Annotated in this window: 15 protein-coding genes; 4 read left to right on the top strand and 11 right to left on the bottom strand. The window is 60.3% G+C overall.

Annotation, left to right across the window (positions count from 1 at the left end):
• Positions 1-398: 398 nt before the first annotated feature.
• Positions 399-2,948, bottom strand: a complete 2,550-nt coding sequence (locus tag EN851_RS23490) for a caspase family protein (protein ID WP_135907044.1) — start codon at positions 2,946-2,948, stop codon at positions 399-401.
• Between the two features lie 1,637 nt (positions 2,949-4,585).
• Between EN851_RS23490 and EN851_RS23480 the strand changes: the two genes are divergently transcribed.
• Positions 4,586-4,822, top strand: a complete 237-nt coding sequence (locus EN851_RS23480) for a hypothetical protein (protein ID WP_135857355.1) — start codon at positions 4,586-4,588, stop codon at positions 4,820-4,822.
• A 387-nt stretch (positions 4,823-5,209) separates the two neighbouring features.
• Here the strand turns inward: EN851_RS23480 and EN851_RS23475 are convergent, their stop codons facing one another.
• Both EN851_RS23475 and EN851_RS23470 read right to left on the bottom strand, forming a co-directional pair.
• Positions 5,210-5,449 (bottom strand): hypothetical protein, encoded by a 240-nt coding sequence (locus EN851_RS23475; RefSeq protein ID WP_135880709.1) that lies wholly within the window; start codon positions 5,447-5,449, stop codon positions 5,210-5,212.
• Positions 5,450-5,723: 274 nt separating this feature from the next.
• Positions 5,724-6,209, bottom strand: coding sequence for a hypothetical protein (locus EN851_RS23470; RefSeq protein ID WP_135907042.1), 486 nt, complete (start codon positions 6,207-6,209; stop codon positions 5,724-5,726).
• A gap of 478 nt (positions 6,210-6,687) precedes the next feature.
• Between EN851_RS23470 and EN851_RS23465 the strand changes: the two genes are divergently transcribed.
• A complete protein-coding gene (locus EN851_RS23465) occupies positions 6,688-8,511 on the top strand; it encodes an adenylate/guanylate cyclase domain-containing protein (protein ID WP_135907040.1) in 1,824 nt (607 codons plus the stop codon).
• Between the two features lie 262 nt (positions 8,512-8,773).
• Here the strand turns inward: EN851_RS23465 and EN851_RS23460 are convergent, their stop codons facing one another.
• Positions 8,774-10,327 carry a winged helix-turn-helix domain-containing protein gene (locus tag EN851_RS23460; protein WP_135907038.1) on the bottom strand — a complete coding sequence of 518 codons (1,554 nt, stop codon included), beginning with the start codon at positions 10,325-10,327 and terminating at the stop codon, positions 8,774-8,776.
• Between the two features lie 109 nt (positions 10,328-10,436).
• Here EN851_RS23460 and EN851_RS23455 point away from each other — a divergent pair, with 109 nt between their 5' ends.
• Positions 10,437-10,898 carry a cupin domain-containing protein gene (locus EN851_RS23455; RefSeq protein ID WP_135907036.1) on the top strand — a complete coding sequence of 154 codons (462 nt, stop codon included), beginning with the start codon at positions 10,437-10,439 and terminating at the stop codon, positions 10,896-10,898.
• 274 nt (positions 10,899-11,172) lie between these two features.
• Here EN851_RS23455 and EN851_RS23450 read toward each other — a convergent pair whose 3' ends face one another.
• The 7 genes from EN851_RS23450 to EN851_RS23420 form a co-directional block, all read right to left on the bottom strand.
• Positions 11,173-11,982 (bottom strand): ATP-binding cassette domain-containing protein, encoded by an 810-nt coding sequence (locus tag EN851_RS23450; protein WP_135907034.1) that lies wholly within the window; start codon positions 11,980-11,982, stop codon positions 11,173-11,175.
• Between the two features lie 19 nt (positions 11,983-12,001).
• Positions 12,002-12,694: an ABC transporter permease gene (locus tag EN851_RS23445; protein WP_135880714.1), complete on the bottom strand. Its 693-nt coding sequence runs from the start codon at positions 12,692-12,694 to the stop codon at positions 12,002-12,004.
• Positions 12,695-12,696: 2 nt separating this feature from the next.
• A complete protein-coding gene (locus EN851_RS23440) occupies positions 12,697-13,410 on the bottom strand; it encodes an ABC transporter permease subunit (RefSeq protein WP_135930072.1) in 714 nt (237 codons plus the stop codon).
• Positions 13,407-14,570 (bottom strand): FAD-dependent oxidoreductase, encoded by a 1,164-nt coding sequence (locus tag EN851_RS23435; protein ID WP_135907032.1) that lies wholly within the window; start codon positions 14,568-14,570, stop codon positions 13,407-13,409. The genes EN851_RS23440 and EN851_RS23435 overlap by 4 nt, the downstream gene beginning before the upstream one ends.
• A complete protein-coding gene (locus EN851_RS23430; RefSeq protein ID WP_135907030.1) occupies positions 14,563-16,107 on the bottom strand; it encodes an NAD(P)/FAD-dependent oxidoreductase in 1,545 nt (514 codons plus the stop codon). The genes EN851_RS23435 and EN851_RS23430 overlap by 8 nt, the downstream gene beginning before the upstream one ends.
• Complete coding sequence (locus tag EN851_RS23425; protein WP_135880718.1) at positions 16,104-16,409, bottom strand: (2Fe-2S)-binding protein; 306 nt, start codon at positions 16,407-16,409, stop codon at positions 16,104-16,106. Before EN851_RS23425 ends, EN851_RS23430 begins: the two co-directional genes overlap by 4 nt.
• A 91-nt stretch (positions 16,410-16,500) precedes the next feature.
• Entirely contained in the window at positions 16,501-17,349 is an 849-nt protein-coding gene (locus EN851_RS23420; protein ID WP_135907026.1) for a transporter substrate-binding domain-containing protein, read from the bottom strand.
• Positions 17,350-17,480: 131 nt separating this feature from the next.
• On the opposite strand from EN851_RS23420, the gene EN851_RS23415 reads away from it, so the two are divergent.
• Positions 17,481-18,371, top strand: a complete 891-nt coding sequence (locus EN851_RS23415) for a LysR family transcriptional regulator (RefSeq protein ID WP_135907024.1) — start codon at positions 17,481-17,483, stop codon at positions 18,369-18,371.
• Positions 18,372-18,793 lie beyond the last annotated feature (422 nt).

Below are 18,793 nucleotides of genomic sequence, written 5' to 3'. Positions count from 1 at the left end.
AGCCTAAGCCGGTGTGAAACGATCCGGGAGTCAGTGCCGCCACGACCAGGACATGGTCGTAGCTACGTCCGGCATTCTTGAGGTTTGATCAACCTCCCCAACCGCCGCCTCCACTACCTCCGTTCCCGCCTCCACCCATGGACGGAGTGACTGGCGGGGGGACAGGTGCCGTTTCCTCAACCGGCTTGATCACCTTTTTGGCGGTGACCTTCTTCTGCTGGTCGATCTTTGGCGTGGACGTCGTGCGAACGAGCTTCTGTCTGTGCTTCGTCGTCGTCACCGTTGGTTCGGCCGTGGGCGAAACGGACATGCAGCCCGCTAGCGCCGCCAGGGCACCGGATAGAACCGTTGCAATCAATGCCTGCTTCACTGCCGTGCCCACCATTGCCTCCTTGTGATCAAAACAAGTCCCGACGCGGATTGGCTTGCTCCCAGACCGCTCTGGCCGTCTTGACCAGTTGGTCGTCCAGCGAGCCGTTCGCCGCGATCTTCGACTTGAGTTCGCCGTGCAATTGCTTCAGCGCCGCCGTTTTCGCCTTCACGCCGAATTTTGTCAGCGTCGCCTGGGCGCCCGGCAATTCCTTGCGAAGATCGAGTGCCACCGCGAAGGCCAGGTAGCGCACCGCTATCGCCTGGTCGGCCTTGTCGCCCTTCTGCATTTCGAGAGCCGCCCGGTCATAGGCGCCGGACTGATCGCCGCGGGCCGTGGCCAGTTCGAACAGTCTCTGCGCTTCATCGAGGTTCTGCCCGACGCCGACACCGTCCCGGTACATGCGCGCGAGGCTAGCCGGAGCGTAAGGCTGGCCGAGATCCATGGCCTTCTGGAAGAGCCCGTGCGCCTGGCTGGGATCCTTCCCGACACCTACGCCGGCGAGGTAATTTCGGCCGAGCAGGTTCATCGAATACATGTCCTGCCGCTCAACGCCCGCCTTCAAGAAGGCCACGGCGCGGGCCGGATCGGCGGGCACGCCATTGCGGCCCTCCGTGAAGATCGCGGCAAGATCATTCATCGCGTAGGTATGGCCCATGGCTGCCGCCTTGAGCAGAAGGTCCAGCCCCTTGCCAGTGTCGCGCTCGACGCCATAGCCGTTGAACAGGGCACGTCCCCATGACGTCATCCCGTAAGGATCGCCCTTGTCGGACGCCGCCGCATAAAAGGCATTGGCTTGCTTGCGGTCGGCAGGCATTCCCGTGCCCGTCGCGTTGAAGTAGCCAAGCTCGAACACGGCACGGACGTGACCATTGTCGGCTGCCGCCTGGACGGCTTTCTTGGCGTACTCGACCTTGCCGGCTGCCAGCAGCGCTCGGCCCAGTTCGTAGCGGAAGCGGGCGACGTCGGGATAGGCTTTCACCGCCGCCTCGCAGGCCTTCACGGCCTCGGTGCCGATTTCATTCGGAAGCAGGCCGGGGACGACGCCTTGCAGGTCGAGAGGCTCGCCGGCGGCCTGGTCGCAAGGATCGACGCGTGGCGACAGCTTCATGGTGGCGGGCTTGGATGAACTGCTGTCGGCGCGGATTTCGAAGCCGACCTCTACCGGCTGGGCAGCACCGATCTGGGGTTCGTAGCGCAGCTGGTCGACCTCGTCCGCCATCAGGCTCGACTCCGGCGACAGGGCACGATCCGGCAGGGACAGCGTTCCCGTTGCCGGATAGCTCGCGAGTTTCAGGCTGACGGAGGGATCCTTTGTGGGGAAATCCAGATTCAGCGGAACCGGGCCTACTCCGACCGGGACGCTGATCTCGCGGTTTTCGATCGCCTCGGCGGCGCCGGTGATATGAATGCCCCGCTCCAGCACCTGCTGCTTCTGCTCGGTCTCGAGCGAAGCCGCAATCTGTTCGCCTTGGGCGCCGTGGCCATCCTTGACACGGAACACCATGATGCCCCGGGCTTCGCCACCCCAATTGTCATGCGTGGCGTAGGCCAGCATGTCCACCTCTTCGGGCGCACCGGCGCCCTTGGGCACATCCATCTTCAGGCGTGGCAGGTCCACGCCCTGAATCTCTTCGCCGACCTCGACGGCCCTGCCGTCCAGCAGCAGGCGTCCGAGCACGGGCGGCCTTTCGATGCTGACGGTGATCGATCCGCCATCGACATCGACCGGTTCCGGCAGGTCAAGGGCAACAGGCCCGACACCCGACGGCACGACTTTCTCAAGAACCGGCGGCAGCGAAGGCCGGCTGGCACGGCGCATCAGGACAACTTCGTCGATGAGCGAGGAGTTTTCCCAGGGAACCTGCTTGCCGTCGGTGGCCTCGACCACATCCCGGCGCACCGCGGCCATGACCGTGCGTATCTCTTGGTTCGGCGCCAGCGCCCGACGCGAAAATGCGGACGAAAACGGGCTGAGGTCTCCGCCTCCATCATAGGCGACCGCCCCTGGCTCGGTGGCAAAGGCGATCAGCGTATTCAGCGAGCTTTTGACCTGTGCAAGACCGGTGTTGCCGGCCGTGATCAGCTGGTCCCTCAGCCAATAATCCTTGCGCGGAAACGGATTGTTGCGACAGGCGTCGAGGATGATCACCTGGATCTTCGATTTCGCGCGCAATTGCTGCAGGACATCATCCAGCTTGACCGCCTGGACCTCTATGTCGGCTGCATTCTTCAGCGAGGCATCGACGGGGATCAGGAAATTCTCGCCACCAATCTGAAAGCCATGACCGGAATAGTAGACGACGGACAGATCGGCGCCGTCCGCCGCAGCAAGGTAGTTGCGGAACTGCTCCTCGAATTGCAGCTTTGTGAGGTCCTTGGCAACGAACACTTCGAAGCCGGCCAGCCGAAACGTCTTGGATACGTCCTCGGCATCCTTGTCGGGATTCTTGAGGGCGGGGATTTCCCGGTACTCGGAATTGCCGATCACAAGCGCGACCCTTCGATCGGCCGACGCATCGAACGTCGTGAAGGCGGCCACGAGGAAAACCGCGATTAATCCGCACAGCCGGAGCATGGCAACCGCCTCAACCGCCGCGACCTGACGACCACAAGCTCCCCAGATTGCGGTATCAAGGTCTGATGAAGAACTCACAATCCGCCGAAACAGCAACAGGAAAAAGACTGAAAAACCATCGCGGCGGCAGGCACCTTCGGAATGTGCAAGGTACCTCAGAGCAGACCCATCCGCAATGAGTGTCTAACCGCACCGGCATGGCCGTCCGGATCCGACGCATTCACCAAGCTTGAACCCAGAGACGGGGTGCAGTGAAGTCGGAAGGCCTCGTCATGGGATGGCCAAAGACAAGACGAGCGGCAATTCCATTCCGAAGTGCCGGATGCGCCAGATTGTCGAGGAAAACTTTCAAGCCATGCCGGCAGGCAGCGAGTGATGCAGGATTCCAATATCAAACCATCGCTGCTGGTTCAGCCGCCTATGTGCACGTCATTGTACGCCAAAGCGCGACACGGTTCTAAGGACGCTTTACATCAATGCTTGACATGTTCAGCATTCAGCTTTGCCACCATCTTTTGGGAGGCGACTGATACTGGATGCAATGGGTAAAAGCGAAGGCTACAGTGCCGAACCCGCCCTATCGCCGCCGTTTCCCCTGCTCCCACTCGATCGTTTCCAACCCAGCTAGGACCTTGATCTAGCTTGGTTTTTGCTTTCCTGCGGCACTGAAAGCCGACACACGGCCCCTCAAAAAGTTACACTATTGACTTTAAACGGAAAATCGCCGCAAAAAAAGTTTTGAGGTTTCATAGACTATCGGAGCCAATCGGTCGGTTTTCGCTCTCTCGGTGCTCAGTCGCACACTCGACCCGATCTCAAAAAGTACCGTCAGCACAGTCTATCACGCCCCGCTGGAGCGATCCATCCATCGCAACCAAAAGAGCCAGCCTGCTCCATTGGCACTTGGTAGCGCCATCATTCATGCAAGCCCCAGTTTCGATCAGGGTCGTTGCGTCGATTGTCGGCCTACGGCGGGACCGTCTCGGAATGCCGGGGCTGACCATCCGATCCTGTCCAGTCAACCGAAGGCGCCAACCTGTGCTCTTCCCGCTATCGCTCTTGTAGCCGATGACCTGCTTATGCACAGTGATGCCCGCTAACACCATCGGACCTGATCCGGTGCCAATGTTAGCAATAAACACGCTGTCGATCAGGCGATGCATGAGATCTCGCTCTAGAATGAGCGATGGGTCTTTAACCGCTTGCTCTGCTCCTTCTCTCCGCGAGTTGCTTCCTAAGTTTGTCTCCTTCGGCAAGATAAGCTTCTGCTTGAGGCGAATTCGTTGGCGTACAGCCTCTCTTCATCGGAAGGCGCCCGTTTTTGTAGGCTAACAGGATCGCTGCGGCTGCATCAGGACCAACCTCAAGAACGAGATCGAGCCAATTCCTTTCGGGTATGTAGATGTCGGCGCGCTCAGCTTTCGACAGAACATCTCCTTCAAGAACGAGCCTTCTCGTCTTAATGGGCATGATACCAGGCAGGCTAGCAAGGAAGTCCGTAAGAGAGCGCATCGCCGATTACTATAGAGTCACTCGTAGGCGGCTAGAGCAGCCGATGTCTTACTGCTGTCGATCGATCAATATTGCGCCAGCCTTCCCCCATGATCCAAATCCGACTACAGAGGGATGCTGACCCGGTGACCTTGCAGGAGGGTGATTTCGTGAGAGCGCACTCGACCACTCGTCGTCCGGTCACTACCGAGCGCATCGAACGAGTTCTCGACCGCATCGCAGAAATCATCGTCGCACGCGGCGAGCAAGGCGAGGCATGGCTTCCGCTATATGACCACCTGGAGGCCGCGCTGCAGAATCTTCAGGCGAAGGAAAGGCGCCTTTCCGCAGTGCGTGAGCGAGTCAAACGTTCTAAGGGTTGAACGAGGACTCGACCTATGGCCCGAAGCTTAGTCCAGGCATTTTTCACCCCAGGGCTTGCCAATACATAGCGAAGAGACGCGTTTGTCATAAGGCCCCGTTGGCTGGGGTCGATATGCGACATAAGAATGTTGTTTTTATTTAGTTTTATCACAATATGTAGCACATTCAGGGCAACTGCCGTAAACTGTGTCGATGAACACCTTCCGGCGCGACCCAGCACGACTGGCTGCAGCTTATGGTCGGTGCAATCGGTGCGAAATTCCGCTCGCAATGGGAGCGGCCATTGGCGCGCGTGGCCGCGAGGGCTTGAGCCCGCAAGCGGACGGGTCCGCACTTTATTCCGCGCGTGACGATCCCAGATGACAATACTCGCTGGCTTGGGCTGATCACGCGATGCGCAACAGCTTGCGCAGGCGGACAGGCAGTCGGGGCGAGGCTTGAAGCTCAGCACAGCTCGCCTCCCATCGCTTCAGATACACGGCGATCGGGATACCGGTTCGGCCGGGCCAGCGGTTGAGTGCACCCAGCGCCTCGACACAGTCCGGCGCCGCCTCGTACTTGAGGTAAGTGTGACGGGTGCGATCAATGAGACTGAGACGAATAGGTCCAAACCAGTGGATAAGCATCGCAATATCACAATAGGTAGCACAATTTGTAGCACAAACTTTGGGCTCCCCCAACATTTATGCTTTGAAGCTTTATGTGGCGTTTGGGTGGATCTGAATTGGTCAGACTCGATTGTTTCAACCCAGCTAGATCATTGATCCAGCTGGGTTTTTTGCTTACGGCACCGAAAGCCGACGCATGGGTCCGTCAAAAAGTTACGCTGTTGAAAGGCTTCAGAGCGCCCTCGCCCGCAGACGGAGGTGAATTGACGCGTTGTGCCATACAGATCTGTGCTTACAGCGACTGCAGTCGCGCGATGTCCTCGGGTGTTGCAGCACGCTCAACTATAGTGCGCCCCGAAGGGTCCTTCACCTCCAGGCGGCCATTCTCAATCTCTTCCTTTGTGCCGTCGGGATGGGTGACTTCGGTCTTGTCACCTGAAATCTCGACCTTATCGTCTGCCGCGTTCACGTGCTCCTGCCCATCATGCCCAATGTCGTCACCGGCATCGTGGTCTGCACCATCGCCGCTGCCACTGCGGCCAGAGTTGCCGCCGTGCCCAGAGTCGTGATCTCCATCGCTGCCAGACCCGGAGTTGCCGCCATGACCCTCACCACCACTACTACTGCCGCCGCCACCCTCGCTCTTGGCATACGCGGCGGCTATTTGGATCTTGCCCGAGCTCACAAAGCTGAGCTGATAGGGCGCCACCACCAAAGCCAGGACAGTTGACGCCCGAAGGGCGAGCAGCAAGGTTCGGGTTAATTTTGGATTCTGCATGATAGGTTTCCTCCTCAATACATTGAGACAACGCAGAAGAGACGGAGATATTCCCACTATGCCCAGAAAAAGGCGAATGCAGGACCTTCGCTGGCGCTACCTCAGGACTTAGGTCGGATATGCACTGAAAGCACGCTACGCGTCCAACCTCGGCTCGGCGCAGAGGTCCAACCATAACCCGCCGCAATCACAATATCCGCAACCGGTTGGGTCACGCATGCTGACATCGTGGCTAATTAAACGGCGGGCGATGATCGAGGGTGGAAAGCGCCGATAGGTGGCCAAGACCGATCATACGCTGCCGTTTCCGATAACCGATTTGAGGCCGAGTTCTGACTGTCGGCTTACGGGCGTCGAGCTTGAATAGCTGCCGTTAGGCGCGCTAATTTCAACGACGACTTTCGCCAGGATCGCACCCATCGAATGGGGAGGCGCTCAACGGTTCGTTGTGCTAACCTCGATAGCCGCGGAGGGCGCTATGGGTGAGAATCGCAAGCTAGCCGCAATTCTAGCCGCAGACGTGGTCGGATATAGTCGGCTCGCCAGCGAAGACGAAGATCGCACCTTGGCGAGGTTGCGGGCACTACGCAGCGACCTGATCGATCCGACCATCGCCGTGCACAACGGGCGCGTGATCAAGCGCACCGGAGATGGAGCGCTTGTCGAGTTCCGCAGCGTGGTGGATGCCGTCCGCTGCGCTATCGAGGTGCAGAACGGAATGGTGGAGCGCAACGCCGGTGTACCGCAGGACCGTCGCATCGAGTTCCGGATCGGCATTCATCTGGGAGACGTTGTCGAGGAAAGCGACGGCGACCTGATGGGCGATGGTGTCAACATCGCGTCGCGTCTGGAGGGCGTTGCGGCGCCCGGGGCCATCTGCCTGTCCGAAGATGCCTATCGCCAGGTCAAAGCGAGGCTCAACCTCTCGGTCGCCGATCTCGGCAGCACGCAGCTCAAGAACATCGCCGAGCCGATCCGAGTTTATTCGCTGGCGGTCGGTGCCGCCGGCGCGAAGGCGATCGCGACGTCGGAACCCTCGACGAGCCGGCCCGCAGGATCAAAGTCGGCAAAGCTGTCGATCGCCGTCCTGCCGTTCGCCAATATGAGCGGCGACACCGAGCAGGACTACTTCGCCGACGGCATCAGCGAAGACATCATAACCGACCTGTCGAAGGTCGCCGGCCTCTCGGTCATCGCCCGCAACTCCAGCTTCACCTACAAAGGCAAGAACATCGATGTCCGGACGGTCGGGCGCGAGCTCGGCGTGACTGCGGTGCTCGAGGGCTCGATCCGCCGCGCCGGCAACCGCGTCAGGATCAATGCCCAGTTGATCGATGCGCGGACCGGGACCCATGTCTGGGCGGACCGCTACGACCGCGACATGACCGATATCTTCGCGCTGCAGGACGACGTGACGCGCCGCATCGTCGAAGCCCTCAGGGTTGCCCTGACCCCGGCCGAGTCGGCGCGCATCGCCCATACACCAACGAGAAACATCCAGGCGCATGATCTTTTCCTGCGCGGGCGCGAGGTCTTGTCCGGTCCTGATAAGACAAACGAGACATTCGAGCGCGCGGTCGCCTTGTTCATCCAGGCGATTGAGCTCGACCCCGACTATGCCGAACCGTATGCCGGCCTGGCTCACGCTTACAACCACGACTTTCAGAACCACTGGAGCGGGCGCACCGACAGCAAGGAACTCTCTGCCCATTATAGTCGGCTGGCGCTCGAGAAGGGCCCCAACCTGCCCTATGGGCATTACATGGCCGCGCTGGTGAAGTTTTGGGAGAAGGATCCGGCCGGACATCGCGAGGAGGTGGAGAAGGCGCTTGCTCTCAACCCCAACTTCGCACTGGCCTTCGGCCTGCGCGGGGTGGGCAACATCTACAACGGCGCGCCGCTGGAGGCGATTCCGGATCTGGAGCACGCGCTGCGCCTCGATCCGCTGCAGGGCCATTTGACCTGGCACTTCATCGGCTCGGCTTACCTCCTGGCCGGGGAGTACCAGAAAGCGGTCGAGGCATTTCGCGAGCGTATCCGCGTGTCGCCCAAGACCGACCTGTCGCGGGGGCTCCTTATTGCCGCGCTGGGCCACCTCGGCGACGTCGATGAAGCACGGCGCGTGAGCGCCGAGCTAAAAGAGATAAACCCGAGCTATCGCTTTTCAGAGCACGTGGGGCGGCTACCCTTCAGCAATCCGGCCGACGCCGAACGCATCCGGCAGGGGTACGCCAAGGCGGCGATACCCGAATACGCGGACGAAAGCCCTGCGCCTGCACTAGAGGTTTCGAGGGGCCGCTAGGTCGGCGGCGCGATGAAGGCCGGCACCATTATTAAGTGGGTTTCCCCCGTCTCGGTGTTGGTATTTTTGATGGTATCCAACCACCTGATGTATTTTGGCGATTGGCAGGATGAAGGACCAAAAATCCTGGCTTAGTGCCGTTTTTCACCAGTTTGGTTGCACCCATAGAATCCGGCAACCGGAATTGAACCGCCGCCAACCGGCCGTCTCATGCGACATCCGCTCATTGGCCCGGACCGATCATACTCACGAGAGCGCCGCGCTATTCTGGTAGCCCGGCAGCATGAAGCGCATCACCAAGGCATTCCGCGAGCGCCTGAGCGCAGTTCACGCCCGCAAACTGGCGACCGTAGCGAAAAGTTGGGTGCAGTTCGAGCACCCGTGCGGCAGCTGCCCTCGCTTCTTCCAACCGGCCGAGTTTGGCAAGCGCAGCGGCCAATTGCACATAAGTGATGCTGTGTGCGGGATTGGCCTGAACGGACTTGTAAGCGGCGCGACAGGCTTCGTCGTAGCGGCCGCACAGCAAATGACTCATCGCCTGCGCGTCGAAAGCGGCGAAGGCCCAAGGATCAAATGGGCTTAGCCGCATGCCTCGTTCGCTCCACTCGATGGCTCGCTCTGCTTCTCCGCTCCATCCGAGGACGACGCTGCCGAGAATGTAGGTCAGCGCCGATGACGGGCTGATCGCAAGCGCGGCTTCCATTGCAGTCAAAGCAGCGCTGCGGTCATGACCATCCATGCCGAGGGAAAATCCCGCGAGAGTCAATGCGGACGCATCGTCCTGTCCATGAAGGATGGCGGAGCGCGCATGGCGTATCGATGCGGCGCGGTTGGCTTCCTCCAAGCCCCTTCGGAGGAAGAGGCAGTGGTGACACATCGCAGCGTTGCCGTGCGCCAGCGCATAGGCCGGATCGAGTTCGATGGCGCGTTCGAGCAGCACGAGCGCTCGCATCGCCCGCTCAGGCATTCCGGAATCAACGTCAAGCTGGGCCCGAAGCACAAGGTCATAAGCATCCAGGTTATCCGGACGCCTGCGCCTCACCCTGTCGATTTCGGCACGCCGCAGGCTCGGTGCGATTGCGCCGACGGCCGAAATGGCGATCTCATCCTGAAGCGAGAAGATATCGTCGGAGCTGCGGTCATATCGCTCGGCCCATACATGAGCGCCGGTCGATGCATCGATCATCTGGCCGGTCACGCGCACGTGGCCCCCGACCCTCCGCACGCTGCCTTCGAGTACATACCGGACGCCAAGCTCGCGGCCGACCTGCTTCACGTCCAAGGCGCGGCCCTTGTAGGCAAAGGTCGAATTTCGCGCGATGACGAGCAGCCAGTTGATGCGCGCCAGGCCGGTGATGATATCGTCAACCATACCGTCGGCGAAATAATCCTGCTCCGGATCGCCGCTTAGGTTCGAGAACGGCAAAACCGCGACCGAGGGTTTGTCCGGCAATGTCAGCGTTGCCGGTTCTGCTCCATCGACTCTCGGATCGCGGCTATCGGCTGTGACCGCCGGCCCGATATAGCGGTAGCCGCGTCGCGGCAGCGTTTCGATCCAGCATGCGCCGCCCGCCAAGTCCTCAAGGAGCCGCCGTGCCGCCGCAATCTGGACCGTAAGGTTGCTGTCCTCAATGGCCTGTCTGGACCACGCCGCCTCGATCAAAGCTTCTTTCTGAACCGGCGCACCCGCCTTTTCCACAAGCCGCGCAAGCAACGCGACCGCCCGCTTGCCGAGCGGCGTCGGCTCGACGCCGTGGAATAGAATTCCCGCATCGGCGTCGAGGCGAAACGGGCCAAATGCAAAGCGTGTTGGCATTTGCGAAGAAGATACCGTTTGTGAATTTTTCGCAACGATTTCGGAACGGCCTAAGGACTTGCCGAAACGCCAAGCACATCTTGCCCACATGTTACCAATGGAGGATCAGATGAGCGTCGCTCCCGTCATTCGCATGCCCGAAGAGAACAAGGGGGTCATGCTACGTGGCTATCCAATGGTGTTCCTCGTCACTGGCGAGGATACGAAACATACGAGTATGTTCGACTGGACAATCCCGGCCGGGTTCGCCACCGGCCTTCATGTTCACCGCGTGCAGGAGGAAACCTTCTTTGTGCTTGAGGGCGAATGCGTGTGGCATGTAGGGAACAAGACGATCCACGCGACCCCAGGTACTTTCCTGTTTATTCCACCGGGGGCGCCGCACAATATCACCAATATCGGCGAAAAGCCTGCGCGGGTGCTGATGACCGTCTCTCCGCCTGGGCATGAACACTATTTCGAAGAACTTGCCAAACTGGCTACACACAGCTCTCCGGATCCGAAAGCGCTTGCCCACTTGCGGGACCGTTACGACACTGACCAGCTCTCGACCCTGACAATAAAAGTGTAGGCTTTGATTTGCGGTATCGCGTAATGGCGCAAGCCGCGCATCGTCGGCACCTGCGATGTCCGCTTCTGAGGGTGTACAGGCGGCCCTGAACGACAGGGATGAGGCGCATTACCGCCGGGCAGCTGGAGCCGGAACCGGGCTGTCAGCTTCCAGCTTCATCACAGTGACGTCGGCCCCTAGCCCGCTCCCTCCGGCCGCGCGCTTGATCCGTGGTGGACGGCCTTGCCATGGTGCAGCCCCAGGGCCGAATCTATTGCAGATCAGAGTATTTGCCTCAACCTTGGTTAAACCGGGAAACAAACCGGTCGAACCTCTCGTTTGCGCCGCCACCAAACAGACGATTGGGTTTGCCTTCAGCCTCGATCCGCCCCTGATCCAGAAACAAGACTCGGCTCGACACGTCGCGTGCGAATGCCATTTCATGGGTGACGATGAGCATGGTTCGGCCCTCCGCCGCTAGGTCGCGCATTACCTTCAAGACCTCCCCAACCAGTTCGGGATCAAGTGCGGATGTCGGTTCGTCGAAGAGCAAGACCCGCGGTTTCATGACCAGGGCCCGAGCAATGGCTGCTCGCTGTTGTTGGCCGCCTGACAACTGGGCTGGGTACGCCTTGGCCCGCTCCAGCAGGCCCACCCGCTTGAGAACGGCCTCGGCCTCGTCCCGGACCTCTGCGCGGTTTCGGCGCTGGACGTGGAGCGGCGCCTCCATAAGGTTATCGAGGACGTTCATATGGCTCCAGAGGCAAAAATTCTGGAAGACCATCGCCACTTGCGTGCGGAGCCGATCGACCTGTTTGCGATCCGCGATTGATAGGTTGCCGTTCGTTGCCCGCAGCCTGACCTCCTCGCTAAAGATGCGCAGGTGTCCCGCCGATGGCATCTCTAGAAGGTTGAGACAACGCAGAAAAGTCGACTTGCCGGAGCCGGACGCCCCCAGAATGGAGACCACTTCTCCGTCCTTGGCCTCGAAATCTATACCCTTCAGGACCTCCACACTACCAAAGTGCTTGTGAAGGCCTTCAACTGAGATAGCGGCAGTTTCAGCAGTTCTATTTGAGGCGGCGGAGGCGGCGACATGAGCCATGTGGGTCTCCTATGGGGTGCTAGGCTTTGCGATGTGCGTGATGGGCGTGCAGTCTCCGTTCGACCAGCGAAAGAGCTGAACTCAGGAGGAAGGTGAGCGCCAGATAGATCGCGCCGCTGACCACGAAGATTTCCAGGACGCGATAGGTCGAGGAAATCAGTTTGTAGGCGACGCCGGTCACCTCGGTCAGGGTGATGATACTGGCCAAGGATGTTGCCTTGATCATCAGGATCACCTCGCTGCCATAGACTGGGAGCCCCTGGCGTAGCGCAATCGGCCAGATGATCCGGCGACGCAGCAGGAAGCCCGACATGCCGCACGAGCGAGCTGCTTCGATTTCGCCCGGCGGCACCGCCTGGACCGCACCGCGAATGATCTCGGCCGTATAGGCTGAGGTATTAAGTGCCAGAGCCAGGATTGCGCACCAATATGGCTCGCGCAGGAACGGCCAGAGAAAGGACTGGCGCAAAATGATGATCTGGCCGAGGCCGTAGTAGATCAGGAATATCTGCACCAGGAGCGGCGTCCCACGAAACACCTCGACATGAGCCCGGGCAAGCCATTGCAAAGGCGGCAACGGGCAGGCTGCGGCCGCAGCCACCAACACTGCCAAACCAAAACCTATCGAAAGCGACAAGGCGGCAAGCTGCAGAGTGAGCGGCAGGCCGGACAGGAGCTGCCGCAGGACATCCAAAAGAAACGGCCAATCCATGATCAGCGACTCCAGGGTTTGGCGAGGCGGCGTTCCATTCGCATCAAGACGATGCCCGTTGACCGGCCGATGATCAGAAACACCAGGGCGGCAACGCCATAAAACAGCAGCGGCTGACGGGTCGAACCCGCGGCTGTCCCGGTCTGGCGCAGCAACTCGCTCAGCCCAATCACTGATAGAAGTGATGTCTCCTTCAGCGCCGACTGCCAGACATTGCCTAGCGCGGGCAGGGCAAAGCGCAGCGTTTGCGGCGCGATGATGCGCCGTAACAGCAATAGTCTGGACATGCCGCAAGAGGCGCCGGCTTCTATCTGCCCCCGGTCGAGGCGCAAGTAGGCGGACCGGTAGCCCTCGGTTTGATAGGCGCCGGATACGACCCCGACGGCGATGGCGCCGGTTGCAAAGGAATGCAGCGAATAAAAGCCGGGAAAGCCACCGACGTTCATCGCCTTTGAAAGAACGACACTTCCGCCAAAATAGAACAGATAAACGACAAGGATCTCAGGGACGCCGCGAAAAACCGTTGTGTAGAATTGGCCAATGGCGCGCAAGAAGCGCGATCGTGCCAGTTTCAGGCTCGCACCACCAATTCCAAGGACGCTGCCAAGAAAGAAGCCACAAATCGCGGCCGCTAGGGTTATCCCTGCCGCTTTGAGGAGAGGTAGACCCCAGCCCTGTGGTCCGAAGCCCAACAATTCTATGAAGCTCGTCGTCATTGCAAGGCCTCATGATTGAGCGGTGGTTTGGTGCGAAAACGGTCTGCTGCAAATGGAGCAAGCCTCGAGTCGGCAGCCCCGGAAATCAACGACTGGGCGACAATCTCTCCAATCGCAGGCGCAAGCTGAAAGCCATGGCCACAAAACCCGAACACGTGCCAGAGGCCGTCATGCTGGGTGCTGGGTCCGATGAAGGGGATACCATCAGGCGTTGCGCCTTCGAGACCTGTCCAGGTTCTTAGAACTGGCACACCTGCCAGAGCGGGAAACGCAGTAATCGTGGCGATCGCGCTTGAGGCCATGCGGTCCATGATGGTGAACGAGGTATCCTGATCCGGGCAGGGCTTACCCGAGATGCCGCCGCCGATAACCAGGGAGCCGACGGCGCTCTGTTTGAACGATAGCGGCTGGTCGATTCCGATCACCACCGGCGTAACGAAGGCCTGCACACGCGCTGTCACCATCATGGTGAGAGCCAGAATTTTCATTGGCAGTGTCTCGCCCACGAGGGCCGCTACGTTCGCGCCCCATGCGCCGGCGCAATTGATGATGCGCTCCGCTTCGAGAGACCCAGCATCGGTTTCAGCCGCCCAGTTGCCTCCCGGTGCACGTCGCAGTTCGCGTAAGGCACAGCGCTCAACAATTCGCACGCCAGCCGCCTCGGCAGCATCGCGGAAGGCACGAGCAGCGTTGGCAGGATTGGCGTGTCCATCGCGCCGAGAAATGAGACCGCCAAGCGCTGAGCGCGCGAGGCCGGGCAGCAAGCGGTGCAATTCCTCCGGACCGATCAATTCCTCCGAAAAGATGCCGCGACGTCGCATATCCTGAGCGCGCACCTCAGCCCAATCCAGTTCCGCAGCATCCATGGCCAGCGCGATTTGCGATGTGCCCAGGCGCACTTCGCAAGCCTCGGCGCCTGCAGCCCCAACGTATTCGGTGAGATTTTCCCACATCTCCATAGCGCGCAGAGACAGCGGGTATTCACGCACATCCCGCATCAGGAGCCTAAGGCCGCCGGCGTTTACCCCTGAAGCATGACGCCCGGCAAGGTTCTTCTCGATTACGGTGACTTGCCTGCCAGCCCGCGCGAGAAACAGCGCGATCGAGCAGCCTTGCAGACCGCCACCGATGATCAAAACATCATCGACAGCCCTACGCATGGGAACCGTCCGAGGACGCCTCTGGCTTATCATCAAGCGAGACAATCTCGGCCAACTGCGGATCGAACCCGGTCAATCCGGCAAGCGCCGCCAAGGGCAGTGGTCGCAGCGGTGGTCGCGCCCGGAAAGGAACAGGAAACTCCGACTGTTGCGTCACTGTCTCCTCAAGGAGACGCGCCAGTGTAACCGAGCAGGTCCGGCCCTGGCATGGGCCCATGCCGCAGCGCAAAACGCCACGGATCAGATCCATGTCGGTAGCACCTTGGCGAATAATCGCGCGGAGAGTACCGGCAGTTATCTCCTCGCACCGGCAGATGATTGTTGCATCCTCGGGTAGTTGCGAAGCGAGGCCGGGCGGAAAGGCCGTATCGATGAACGGCCGAGCGGCAATCGCGCGCTGAACACACACAGCAGCCCCCTCGACGTCACTGTCTACTTTCAGGCTTGATGCACCGGAGAGCTCAGAGAGGATTGCCCTTGCTGCGTGGCGCCCATGGGCAATTGCGGCGTCTGCCCCACCGATCATGCGAGCGTCGCCTGAAACGTGGATGCGGCAAGGCCCAGTGGTCAAGGTGGCGCCTGGCGCCAGTTGCGCCCTGCCGTCCCGCGCGGTTTTTGGCCGCCAGCATGCATCGGCTTTCTGCCATTCCAGCGCCAGGCCGGCACCATGCGCCAGATCGACAGCGGGGACGATACCGTCGTGGACGACCAGCAGGTCGCAAGCCAGTTCCACCCTCATGCCCGCGACAGTCATGCTCACGCGCTCTACCTGGCTGCCGCCATGCGCTTGCAGTTCGGTGATGCCCGATCGCATGGGGATGCCGGCAAACCGCAAGCGGGTAAGCCAGCCCACGCCTTTCAGAAGTGCGGGAAGGCCCGCAAGACGAAGCCGGGATAGTGCCGCAATCTTGTGCCGCAGCCGGTCCGTGCGGGCAATAAGCGCTGGCCTTACCCCGAGGCGCCGCAATTGCTCGGCAAGAAGGAAAATCAGGGGGCCGGTGCCTGCGAGCACGACCCGGCCCTCTGGCTGGAGACGCCCGGCCTTGATCAGGGTCTGCACAGCTCCGGCCGTCATCACGCCGGGCAAGGTCCAGCCGGGAAAGGGAGTTGGGCGCTCCATCGCGCCATTGGCAAGCAACACATGCCTCGCCCGCAAATACCCGGCCACCTCTCCTTTGAGCCAGCCGACCGTGCCATCGGCGCGCAGATCCCAAACGGCGGTTTCAGGGCGATAGTCGATGCGAGGCGTAGTCCTGAATTTTTGGATCAGCGTGTGACCTGCGGCGTAGGTCGGGCCAAGCGCTTTGAGAAGGACCTCGGTCCCTGGACGATCCTCAAAGTTCGCGTCGAGCGCGCGAAAGATCTGTCCGCCGGGTGCCGGCTGTAGGTCGAGGACGACAACCTGGCTTCCCGCAGAAGCCAGTTCGACAGCAGCCGCCATTCCTGCAGGGCCTGCGCCAATGACGATGACATCGGCATCGGGCACCCGTCCGTTTGGTACTTCGCCGGGCGAAATTGGATTGGTCAGGATGGTCATTGTGATCCTGCTCCGGTTATCGTCGTGACACCTTTCTGGGTCCGAACCCTCATCCCGTCCCGGACCTGCGAAAGGCATGCCTGGCGGCTTCCAATGCCCTCGATATCGATCAGGCAGTCGAAGCAATGACCGATCATGCAGAATGGCAGCCTGGGAGAACCGCTAACCGGCGTGGTGCGGAAATGCGAAACGCCGGCCCTCAAAAGACAGGCAGCAATCGTCTCACCCGAACGAGCGGCAATCGGTTCGCTGTCTAAGAAGACAGTAATAGTCGCCTCGGAGGACCCGATGGGCTTGAACATGCCAGCACCTGTCGAAATGTCTTGAGGGACCGCTTGCGCCGACCGGAGCATGCATTGGTCCCCTCCCTTGAAAGGGAGGGGACCGGGTCAATTACTCGTGGATCGAGATGTCTACGCCGAACCACTTCGCGGTGAGGGCCTTGTTCGTCCCATCTTTGTTTATCTCGGTGATGGCGCCGTCGAATGCCGCCCGTAGCGCATCGTCTTTGAGGCGGAGCGCAACGTTGGTCGTGCCGAGGCCGAGCACGCCGCCGGCAAAGGTTGGACCGGCAAAGACGAGCGCTCCCTTCGCATTGGCGTCGATCACGGCCTTGAAGGCCGTCACGTTGGCGATTGCCACATCGATGCGTGCCGCGGTTAGTTCCAGACCCAGTTGCTCGAACGACGGGTATTCGCGGATCTGAAGATTTTTGAAGTACTGGCTGGCAAAGGTCGCCGCCGTCGTCCCAGTCTGTACGCCGATCACCTTTCCGGCGAGCTTTCCTTTCAGGACTTCCATTGCGGCCTCGGCGTCCTTCGGAGATTTCGCGAGGTCGAAAGACTGACCGGCGTCTGGTAGGTCCTTCAGTGCGTTGTCGCCCGCAGTCAGAAACCCGTTTGGCGCCTTCGCATAGGGCTTGGAGAAGGCGACGACCTTCTTGCGCTCTTCGGTCACGCCCATGGAGGCGATGATGGCATCGTACTTACCGACGGTGAGGCCAGGAATGATGCCGCTCCATTCCTGTGGAACGACGTCGCATTTGATCTTCATGCGCTCGCACAGAATCTTGGTCAGGTCGATTTCGTAGCCGCCCAGCGAACCATCGGAGTTGGTGTAGTTCCAGGGAGGGTAAGCCCCTTCAGTAGCGATGGTGATATGGTCAGGTAGGTTCTGGGCGACCGCCGTGCCGGCCAAAAGCGGCATAACGGCCAGCGCGAGTATCGTGCGTCGAATTTGCATTCCCTGTTCCCTTTCTTATTGCGTTGGAATGGACGGGTCCTTCAGCCCGCCTGAATATGCCACCCAACGGGGCTTCGCTGGAGACAGTATCTCGTTGCTCTAAGGCTAAGTTGAGCTTATGCTGCCCGATCATGTCGGCGCTGATCCCGTCCTTGAATTGGCTTCGCGTGTTTGAGGCATCCGCGAGGCATCAGAGCTTTGCTCGCGCGGGCAAGGAATTGAACATGTCGGCGGCGGCGGTGAGCCAGCAGGTTTTGGCTCTGGAAACCCACTTGGGTCGCGCGCTATTCGAACGGGCGGCGAACCGGATTAGCCTTACTGCCGAGGGACGTGACTTCCTGCCGACAGTTCAGGTTTCGCTGGGTGCGATCGAAAGCAAGGCCGCTTCGATCTTTGGCAAGCAGCGCGTTGAGCGTGTCGCCCTTCTTGCAAGCCAGTTGATGGCCATGAGTTGGTTGCCGCGGGTCCTGGCCGAGTTTGAGCGCGAGAACCCGTCAATTTGCGTTGATCTCATGATGGAGGGCACACAGCGCAAGACGGAACCAGACCTGGCGATCCGTTTCGGAGAAGAGCCGCACCTTGTCCGTCATCCCAACTGGCTTATGGGAATGTCGCATGTCGTTATGTGCCGCAAGGAAGATGCCCCGAAAATAACGGATCTTGAGAGCCTGCTCTCGTTTCGATTGTTTGATGTGATCTCGCATGCCATGGGCTGGACCGCGCTGCTCACCCATAACTTCGGGCCGATGCAGGGGCGCAATCTCATGCTGGAATCAGTCGATACGACTCCACTGGCGCTGATGATGGTCAGCCAGGGACTGGGCATTGCAATCGGCCATGTTCCTGTATGTGGCCCATTGGCGGCCTCTTTGAACTTGGGCGTCTGTTCCTTCGTGCCGAAAACGCCGGGACCAGGGAACTATTATCTTGAGCAATCGGTGAACCGCCCAGGACGCGCGGCTACCTTGCATTTAGAGCGCGCTCTCCAAGCTGCCGCCCAAACATCGATGCGCGCCCCGTGAAGGATTGGAGGGGCCATGGCTTTCAACAATCAGGCGGAGCTCCGATTCGTGTAAATGGCGTGCGCTGAAAGGTCTCGTGAAGAGGACTGCTTTTAGACAGCTGCTTGGCCTCTCGCAACGACCGATATGAGGCGCATTTCAGACGGGCGGCAAATGGCCGCTTTGCGGACTGTCCGTTTTCGGGATGGCGAGACTAAGCGGATTGACGCGTCCGTATCGCGGACCTTTGCGCCAAGAGCCAGCGTTGATAGTCGCCTGTCAGCGACTTCAAGTCTCGCGCCACGACAGCGCGCCGTCACGCAGCTCCCTGATGCCCGGGCCAATCTCACCCAATGTCGACTCTCGTCGCCTGCTCTGCTTTTTTTGCGGCGCCGTGTCCAGTTGTACCTGCCCTTCAAAGGCTGCCAGGTTCATGGTTCGAG

The organism is Mesorhizobium sp. M8A.F.Ca.ET.208.01.1.1 (genome assembly GCF_004791315.1).
Lineage (GTDB): Bacteria > Pseudomonadota > Alphaproteobacteria > Rhizobiales > Rhizobiaceae > Mesorhizobium.
This window is presented reverse-complemented; position numbering and strand designations above follow the sequence as displayed.